General features: G+C 61.0%; 8 protein-coding genes and 1 tRNA gene. 3 read left to right on the top strand and 6 right to left on the bottom strand.

The window, feature by feature from the left end:
- Positions 1-90 precede the first annotated feature (90 nt).
- The 4 genes from ACW9JE_RS25870 to antA all read right to left on the bottom strand — a co-directional run bounded on the left by ACW9JE_RS25870 (position 91) and on the right by antA (position 4,294).
- Positions 91-1,251 (bottom strand): ABC transporter substrate-binding protein, encoded by a 1,161-nt coding sequence (locus ACW9JE_RS25870; RefSeq protein ID WP_457434348.1) that lies wholly within the window; start codon positions 1,249-1,251, stop codon positions 91-93.
- 103 nt (positions 1,252-1,354) lie between these two features.
- Positions 1,355-2,377 carry an anthranilate 1,2-dioxygenase electron transfer component AntC gene (antC, locus tag ACW9JE_RS25865; protein ID WP_457434347.1) on the bottom strand — a complete coding sequence of 341 codons (1,023 nt, stop codon included), beginning with the start codon at positions 2,375-2,377 and terminating at the stop codon, positions 1,355-1,357.
- A gap of 19 nt (positions 2,378-2,396) precedes the next feature.
- Complete coding sequence (antB, locus tag ACW9JE_RS25860; RefSeq protein ID WP_224535581.1) at positions 2,397-2,888, bottom strand: anthranilate 1,2-dioxygenase small subunit; 492 nt, start codon at positions 2,886-2,888, stop codon at positions 2,397-2,399.
- A 2-nt stretch (positions 2,889-2,890) separates the two neighbouring features.
- Complete coding sequence (antA, locus tag ACW9JE_RS25855; protein WP_457434346.1) at positions 2,891-4,294, bottom strand: anthranilate 1,2-dioxygenase large subunit; 1,404 nt, start codon at positions 4,292-4,294, stop codon at positions 2,891-2,893.
- A 361-nt stretch (positions 4,295-4,655) separates the two neighbouring features.
- Between antA and ACW9JE_RS25850 the strand changes: the two genes are divergently transcribed.
- The 3 genes from ACW9JE_RS25850 to ACW9JE_RS25840 all read left to right on the top strand — a co-directional run bounded on the left by ACW9JE_RS25850 (position 4,656) and on the right by ACW9JE_RS25840 (position 8,175).
- Positions 4,656-5,906, top strand: coding sequence for an OprD family porin (locus tag ACW9JE_RS25850; RefSeq protein ID WP_224535577.1), 1,251 nt, complete (start codon positions 4,656-4,658; stop codon positions 5,904-5,906).
- Positions 5,907-6,164: 258 nt separating this feature from the next.
- Positions 6,165-7,178, top strand: a complete 1,014-nt coding sequence (locus ACW9JE_RS25845) for an AraC family transcriptional regulator (RefSeq protein WP_224535574.1) — start codon at positions 6,165-6,167, stop codon at positions 7,176-7,178.
- Position 7,179: 1 nt separating this feature from the next.
- The gene (locus ACW9JE_RS25840; RefSeq protein WP_457434344.1) at positions 7,180-8,175 is read left to right on the top strand and encodes an AraC family transcriptional regulator; all 996 of its coding nucleotides are present in this window, start codon (positions 7,180-7,182) and stop codon (positions 8,173-8,175) included.
- A 49-nt stretch (positions 8,176-8,224) separates the two neighbouring features.
- Here ACW9JE_RS25840 and ACW9JE_RS25835 read toward each other — a convergent pair.
- Positions 8,225-8,300 (bottom strand) — tRNA-Asn (locus tag ACW9JE_RS25835).
- Between the two features lie 103 nt (positions 8,301-8,403).
- The gene (locus tag ACW9JE_RS25830) at positions 8,404-8,613 is read right to left on the bottom strand and encodes a hypothetical protein (protein WP_457434343.1); all 210 of its coding nucleotides are present in this window, start codon (positions 8,611-8,613) and stop codon (positions 8,404-8,406) included.
- Positions 8,614-8,695 lie beyond the last annotated feature (82 nt).

Here is an 8,695-nt window from a genome sequence, read left to right as displayed (position 1 = left end):
GCAGTCCCATTTTTTGGGGCCGCTTCGCAGCCCAACGGGGGCAAGCCCCCTCGCCACAATGTCCTCATCGCTCCTACAGTCAGGTATCGGTCAAATCGAGCATTGAGCCGCGTAGCTGTCGACGTGACGGGTCGCCAGGGTCTTGATCGGCACTTCCACCAGCTTGCCGTCGGCGCCGGCCTGCACTTGCAGCAGGTACCAGTCGATCACCGGGTGCTGGTTTTGCGCGAAGCTGAAATCGCCACGGATGGAGTCGAACTTGACGTTCTTCATCGCGTCGCGGAACGCCGCCTGGTCTTTCAGGTTGCCTTGCGAGGTTTTCAAGGCGGCGCCGATCAGCCGCGCCGTGTCGTAGGTCTGGGCGGCATACACCGTAGGGGTGCGGTTGTACTTCTCGGTGAAGGCTTTGACGAAGGCCTGGTTGGCCGGGTTGTCCGATTGCGGGTTCCACAGGGTGACCACGTTGGTGCCCTTGGCCACATCGCCAGTGGCAGCGAGCATGCGTTCATCCATGGAGAACACCGGCACCACCATCGGGATCTGCGCCGACAGGCCCGAACCGCCATATTGCTTGGCGAAGTTGATGCCGCCACCGCCCGGGTGGAACTGGAAGATCGCATCAGGTGCCAGCGCCCGCACGCGGGCCAGTTCCACCGAGAAGTCCAGCTGGTTGAGCTTGGTGTAGATCTCGGTCACTTCGCCCTTGAAGGTGCGCTTGAAGCCGGCCAGTGCATCGCGGCCGCCCTGATAATTGGGCGCCAGGATCACCATCTTCTTGTAGCCCAGCTCGTTGGCGGCGACACCGGCCATCTCGTGCGGGGTGTCGTTCTGGTAGGAGCCGACGAAGTAGTTGGCCATGCATTTCTCACCGGCCAGGGTCGAAGGCGCGGTGTTGTTGCTGACGTAGAAACCATCCTTGGTGGCGGTGTTGATCACGGCCGCCAGCACGTTGGAAAAAATCACCCCGGTGTACAGCGAGACGCCGTCCAGGCTCATGCGATCGGCGATCTGTTTGGCCTTGGCCGGTTGCAGGCCGTCGTCCTCGACGATCAGTTGCACCGGCACGCCACCCAGCTTGCCGCCTTCCTGATCGATCGCCAGCTGAAAGCCGTCACGCGAGTCCTCGCCCAGGTAGCCGGCGGGCGTGGAGAGGGTGGTGATGAAGCCGATTCGGACAGGCTCCACAGCCTGCGCAGCGGTCGCCGCGCAGAGGGAGGTTGCCAGACATGCACGCAATACCAGGTTTTTCATGAGGCGGCCTATGAAGTAGGTCGTGCCAACGCACGGTGGATATCGATGAGGGCAGTGTTCTGTGTTCGGACGGGCCGATTGATTGTTGTTATGGGGTGCTGCGTCAGCTGTTGCTTTCGGTGAATTTCTCCAGATAAAGGCGGCTTTGCTCCAGGCCGTGCTGCTGGCGCCAGTCCTTGATCGACTCGACCATCGGCGGCGGACCGCACAGGTACAGGTCGACGGGCTGGTCACGCAGTTCGGCCAGTTCCAGGTGCTCGGCGATGTAGCCGGTCTTGCCCGGCCAGTCAGGGTTTGCGCTGCTGACCACGGGGGTGAAACGGAAGCCCGGAATGCGCGCGGCATAGGCCTCGATGCGCGAGACCTCGCACAGGTCCGCCGCTTCGCGCACGCCGTAATACAGGTGCACCGGATGACCGCAGCCACCGCGTTCGGCGATCTGGTCGAGCATGCCGAGGAACGCCGACAGCCCGGTGCCGCCGGCGACCATCACCAGTGGGCGGTCGATGTGGCGCAGGTAGAAGGCCCCCAGCGGCGCCTCCATGTGGATCACGTCACCGACTTGGCAGCGATCGCGCACGTAGTCGGTCATCACGCCGTTGGGCAGCAGGCGAATCAGGAACTGCAGGTTGCTGCTGCCCGGCGCGCAGGCGAAGGAATACGAGCGCCGATGCTCGGTACCCGGCACTTGCAGACGGGCGTACTGGCCCGGCAGATAGTCCAGCGCCGCGCCCGCATCACCCACTTCGACATGGACGATGGCGGTGGTCGGCGAGACCTGACGCACCTCGCTCACGGTGCCTTGCAGGCTGCTCGGACCGTTGCTGCCGCAGAGGCTGGAATCGAAGTCGAAGTAGAAGGCGGCGTCCGACTGCACGCGGGTCTGGCAGGTCAGCACCTTGCGCTCGGCCAGATCGCTGACCGACAGCGCTTCATCGTCCACGTAGTCCTGGGTGTACTGCCCGGATTCACAGCGGCCCTGGCAGGTCGCGCAAACCCCTTCGCGGCAATCCAGCGGAATCTTGATCCCGCTGCGCAGGGCCGCGTCGAGCAGGATTTCGTTGTTCTGCACGTTGCAGAAGAGTGTTTTGCCGTCGGCGAAACTGAAGGCGACCTTGTACGTCATGAGCGTTAATCCGCAGGGTTCAGAGATGGTAAAAATCGAGCACGGAATTGATCGTGTCGTTGAGCAGCACCACGTGTTTGCGGGCGATCTTCCAGCTCTCGCCGTCAGGGCGCAGGCGGTAGGTGGCGCGGCCGAAGAACTGCTCGGCGGTCTGCATGCGGTAGTACTGGGTGCTCCAGTTGACCCGCACTTCCAGCTCATCGTCCGCCAGCGGCGCGATGCGCACGTTGCTGATCAGGTGCAGGGTGCGCGGCATCGGAATGGTCGAGGCGGCCTTGCCGGTGCGGATGCGGAACACCCGGTCTTCCAGGCCGCCACGGTTGGGGTAATAGATCAGCGACATGCCTTTTTTCGGGTCGGTGGTGTAGACGTGCTCCGAATCCCATTGCGGCAGGTGGAACTCGCTGTCATCGCTGAACATGTCCAGGTAGCTGTCCCAATCCTGGGCATCGCAGGCCTCGGCATTACGGTAGAGAAATTGCTCGACGCGGTATTGCAGTTGCGAATTCATGTTCACACCTCACGCAGTTTCAACGGTTGTTCTTCGGCCGCCTTGCGCGCCAGACCTTCGAGCAAAAAGCGTTGCCAGTTGGCGTGCTGGTTGACGTACAGGCCTTCATGGGTGAACTCGGTGCCGGTCAGGGCCGGAGAAATGCCGATGGTTTCGCTGTTGCGGGTAGGGCCTTCGACCCACTTGCCTTCGCCACGGGAAATGTCGCTCCAGCGTTCCAGGCGGGCCTGGAAACCGCGCTGGGCTTCACGGAATTCCACCAGGTCGTCGGGGGTGCCCATGCCGGACACGTTGAAAAAGTCTTCGAACTGGCGAATGCGGTTTTCCCGATCGGCATCCGACTCGCCGACCACGCCCAGGCAGAAGCTGTTGATCTCGGTCTTGTTCCAGGCCAGCGGGCGGATGATCCGCAGCTGCGAGCTGATCTGGTCGAGGAAGAACATGCTCGGGTAGACGTTGAGGTTGCGCAGGCGGTGCATCATCCATTCGGCCTTGCCCTGGCCGTGTTCTTCGACCAGGCGCGGCATGATGCTGGCGTAGCCCGGGCGCACGGCGGGGTTGGGCATGTCGCTGAACAGCACGCTGTGACCGTTGTGGAAGGCGAACCAGCCGTCGTCGGTTTCCTTGTCGCCGGCGCCCAGCTTGCTGTAGTCCAGGGTGTCGCTGGCGCTCACGCCTTTCTCGGCGTTGACCTGTTGGCGGTGCTGCACGGTGGCCACGTAGTTGTAGTGCACGGTGCTGACGTGATAACCGTCCAGGCCGTTCTCGTTCTGCAACTTCCAGTTGCCGTCGTAGGTGTAGGCCGACTTGCCCGGCAGCACTTCGAGCTGACCGGTGGGCGACTGCGCCACCATCATGTCGAAGAACACTTTGGCATCGCCCAGGAAGTCTTCCAGGGTGTCGGTGCCGTCCACATTGAGGCTGACGAAGACGAAGCCGTTGTAGCTTTCGATCCGGGCTTTTTTCAGGCCGCGAGTGGCCTTGTCGAAACCTTCGGGGTATTCACCCGGTGCCTTGACCTTCACCAGGCGGCCGTCGCTCTTGTAGCACCAGGCGTGGAAGGGGCAGGTGAAGGTCGACTGGTTGCCCTTGCCGACACGGGTGAGGGTGGTGCCACGATGCTGGCAGGCGTTGATCAGGGCGTTGAGGCGGCCTTCGCCGTCGCGGGTGATGATCAGCGGCTGGCGGCCGGCACGCATGGTCATGAAGTCGTGATTATTGGCGATCTCGCTTTCGTGGCAGGCGTAGATCCAGTTCTTCTCGAAAATCAGTTCCATTTCCAGATCGAACAGTTCCGGGTCGGTGAACATATCGCGGGCAATGCGATAAACACCGTCCTGCGGGCGAAAGTCCAGGCAACTTTCAATATAACTTTTCCACTGTTCGACACTTCGTGCAGTTGTCATTTCCCAGTCCTCGGCCAATGGGCTAATTCACGTCTTCATTTAATGACGTGGTGCCCGACAGGGTCTATCCGATTAGTAGTGGAAACCCATCCGGAAAATAAGCGCCGATATCCGGCTAATGGCGGCTCATGCCCCGTAATTACTGGCTGGTGCGCAATCCTGTGGCTGAGCAAATGGCTATTTGTCCTTCAGTAACGGGATAGCCGGTGACGAACTTGTTACGGCTTAATTTCAACCGAAGCACCACCAGAGTGTCTCGCTGCAGGTCACTGGAAACTGCCATTGCTAATGGTCTTTGGTTCTGTACCGAAAGTGCCTTCCATTTATGTGTTGCCAACTACGCGGCAGGGGAAGAAATAATATGTTGCACAAAGATTGGTTAGTTCGGGGAGTTCAAACGGTCGGGCTGTTGACGCCCTTGCTGGCCCAGGCGGATGTGGTCAGCGACAGCAAGCTGACATTGGGCACCCGCAACTTTTACATCGACCGGGATTACAAGGAGGACAACCCGCCGCAATCGCGGGTGGGCAGCTGGACCCAGGGCTTCGACCTGCGTTTCGCCTCCGGCTACACCGAAGGCACGTTGCAGTTCGGCCTGGATGCGGAGGCGCAGTACGCCTTTCGACTGGACGGCGGTGGCGGGCGTGGCGATGACACCATCATCCCGTACAGCAAGAGCCGTCAGGAGCAGGCCGACGAGTACGGCCGAGGCGGTGTGACGCTGAAAATGCGCTATTCGAAAACCGAGCTGAAAGTCGGCGAGCTGCGACCGCTCTTGCCGGTGGTGATCATGGATGACTCGCGGCAACTGGTGACGACCTATCGCGGTGCCTTGCTCGAATCCAAGGACGTTGATCGCCTGACCCTGACTGCAGGACGCCTGACCGAGATCGGCGCGCGTAACTCTTCGAACTACGAAAAGCTGTACCTGCAGACCGGCTCCGGCGTGCGTCGCGGCAGTGACGGCATGAACCTCGCCGGTGCCAGCTACGCTTTCACTCCCTCGCTGACCGGCAGCTACTTCTATGCGCAACTGGAAGACATCTACCAGCAGCACTATCTGGGCATCACCCATCTGGCGGATCTGGGCGACGGTTACGGGCTGAAGACCGATCTGCGTTACTTCAACAACAGCGAGGACGGCGAGGCGCTGTACGGCGACATCGACAACCGTTCCTGGGGCGCCATGACCACGCTGAAAAAGGGCGGGCACCGGTTCGGCGTCGGCTATCAGCGCATGCTTGGCGACAGCAACTTCCCGACCCTGGGCGGTTATGTGCCGCAGCCGTTCCTGGTGAACTGGTCGCGGGTGGGGTTCATCAAGCCCAACGAAAAATCCTGGCAGGTCCGTTACGACTACGACTTCGCCGCCCTCGGTATGCCGGGTCTTAACTTCATGACCCGATACTTCAAGGGTACCTCGATCGATCGTGGCGACAACCTCAGTCAGGCGGCTGAGCAGGAGCGCGATCTGGTGCTGTCTTACGTGGTGCAAAGCGGCCCGCTCAAGGGCGTGGGCGTGGAGGCCGGCAACGTCGTTTCCAAGTTCAGTCACGGCAATGACTGGGTCGAGAATCGTCTGATCACCACCTACACCTGGAAATTTTGGTAACGCCCCCGCCCCGAAATCGAACGCGTTTGTGCGCTGAGTGACGTGCCGGGTAGCGTTTTTCCCGGTGATCGACCACTTTTGGCACCGTTGCTGTGCGCGTTAATGCCGTACAACGCGTTCGATATCCAGATAGTTTGCGATTCGTAGCCGAAAAATGCGGATATCGCCTGTTCGTGCCGGCTGGGCATAGCCCTTGCTACTTCAATGTAAATACGCGCCGAAGAGCGTGTCGATGTCCCTTGCCGTGGGTGTACTGATATGACCGATCCAAACCTTGTCCAATTTCGAGATATCCGTATAGATCGCTACGACCTGGCCGGTGCCCGTGCATGGATGGCCGGCATTTGCGGACCGCACGTACTGCAGACCCGCCAGCCGAACCGGATCCAGTTTCATCACAAGGCCAATGTGTTCAAGTCCATGTCCACGACCCTGGGCCGGATGGAATACGGCACGGACGTGACCATCGGCGTCGAGGATGCCGAACACCTCAATTGCTACAGCTTGAGCCTGCCGATTCGCGGCGAGCAGGAGCTGCTCAAGGACGGTCGCCGGTTGTACTCCAACCAGGATCAGGGGCTGATCATCACGCCCCACGAAACCCAGTCGCTGACCATGGCCGGTGACTGCCACAAGATCTCCGTGGTGATCACCCGCATGGCCATGCGCCAGACCCTGGAAGGCATGCTGCAGCGGCCGCTGGAAATGCCGCTGAAATTCGAGCCGGTGATGGATGCGGTCAACGGCGCCTCGGCCTCCTGGTGGCGGATGGCCCGTTATTACATCGACGAACTGGAGCGCGGCCAGGAGCTGTTCAATCAGGTGTTCTTCACCCGGGATATCGAAAGCGCGCTGATCAAGGGCCTGATCCTTTCCCAGCCCAACAACTACAGCGCCGAACTGCGCGACCAACTGGGCGCCAAGCTGCCGTACTACCTGGTGCGCGCCAAGGACTTCATCGAAAGCAACGCCCGTGAAGACATTCACCTGGAAGACATCGAGGCGGCGGCCGGTGTGTCGCGCTTCAAGCTGTTCGAAGGCTTTCGCAAGCACTTCGGCGTGTCGCCCATGGCTTACCTGAAGAAATTTCGTCTGAGCGCCGTGCGGCAGGAAATTCTTGAGGACGCGTCGGTGCGCAACATCTCGGTGATCGCCATGTGCTGGGGTTTCTCGCACCTGGGCCGGTTCGCCAGCGAATACCGCAAACTGTTCAATGAAACCCCCAGCGCGACCTTGCAACGTAGCGAAGCCCGTCGCAACCGGTCGTTGTGAGATGACGACCTTGCACGCGGCCACCGCTAACAGCGTGGGCCTGAACCTGTCGCTGATGTGCCGCGAGCCGGTGTTCACCAGCCGTTCGGCCCAGGAAACCCAGCGCTTGATGGGGCAGGCGCTGGTGGAGCATGAACTGGACTGGCCGAAGGGCGGCGTCGATACCGCGTTCTATCGCGGTCAGGTCGCCAGCTGTGAGCTGTACGCGCTGCGCTATGGCGGCCAGGTGGAAATCCGCCCGCGGCCGTTCGAGGATTTCGTGCTGGTGCAGATGCCGCTGCGTGGCAGCGCCACTCTGGAATCCGACGGCATGGGCTATGGCGTCAGCCCCGGGGAAGTGGCGATCCTGTCGCCGCGCGAGCAGGCACGGGTGGTGTGGGAGGAGGGCTGCGAGCAGTTGATCCTCAAACTGCCGCGGACATTGCTCGCCGCCGGGCAGAGAGCGCTGGGGGATGATTTGCCGGAGGGCTTCGATTTAGCGCCGGTCAGTCGCCTGCAACGGCCGCTGGCGATACGCTGGTTTCGGCTGGTCAGCGAGTTGCTCGAGCATTTGCCCGAAGGCGAGGCGGGCGCAACGCCTTCACGCTGGTTGCAGCATCTGGAGCAAAGCCTGCCGCTGTTTCTGCTCAGTCATTGCGGTGCTGCGCAGGAGCCATCGCCGGCGCCGCGTCTGCCTGCGCGTCAGTTGCAGAAAATCGATTCCTGCATGCGTGAGCATCTTGCCCAAGGCATCAGCCTGTCTGAACTGGCGGTTGCCGCTGGAGTGAGCATTCGCAGCCTGAACACTTTGTGCCAGCGCGAATACGGTCAAAGCCCGATGGACCGCTTGCGGGGATTGCGCCTTGAGGCCGCCCGTGAATTCCTTCTGGCACGGCCGCATTGCAGCGTGACGGAGGTGGCGCTGGAGTTCGGCTTCGGTCACGTGGGGCGGTTTGCCAATTACTATCGGCAGCGATTCGGGGAGTTGCCGAAGCAGACGGTGAAATCTCAGGTATGAGCGGAAGCCGAAAACGAAAAAACCCGCCATCAGGCGGGTTTTTTGTATCTGGCTCCACGACCTGGACTCGAACCAGGGACCCAGTGATTAACAGTCACTTGCTCTACCAACTGAGCTATCGCGGAATGCCGGCTATGTTACTGATTCAAAAAGAGAAGTCAAGCGCCAGATAGCAAACGGACAGATTTCACGGGACAGACGGCGGTTTATCGGCGATTGACGGCCGACCTAACCACCAAAGGTGATCGTGCCCATCATCAGCTTGGCGTAGAGCGCCGTGGCACCCAGTTGCACCAGCCAAAGCGCCAGGCCGCCGAGAAACACGCCGGTCGCCACTTGCATGACCAGGTTGCCGCCGCGTTTGGCCGGCGTGCGGGGGGTAAAGCGGTCCAGGTCATCAAGATCATCGCGGTCGGCGCGCAGGTTGTCGTTTTTCATAGGGTTCTCGCAAGAATTTCGGGGTGTACACAAACCTGTGGGAGCGGGCTTGCTCGCGAATGCGATATGTCAGTCACATCCG

It is taken from the genome of Pseudomonas sp. SDO55104_S430 (assembly GCF_054070595.1).
This window is presented reverse-complemented; position numbering and strand designations above follow the sequence as displayed.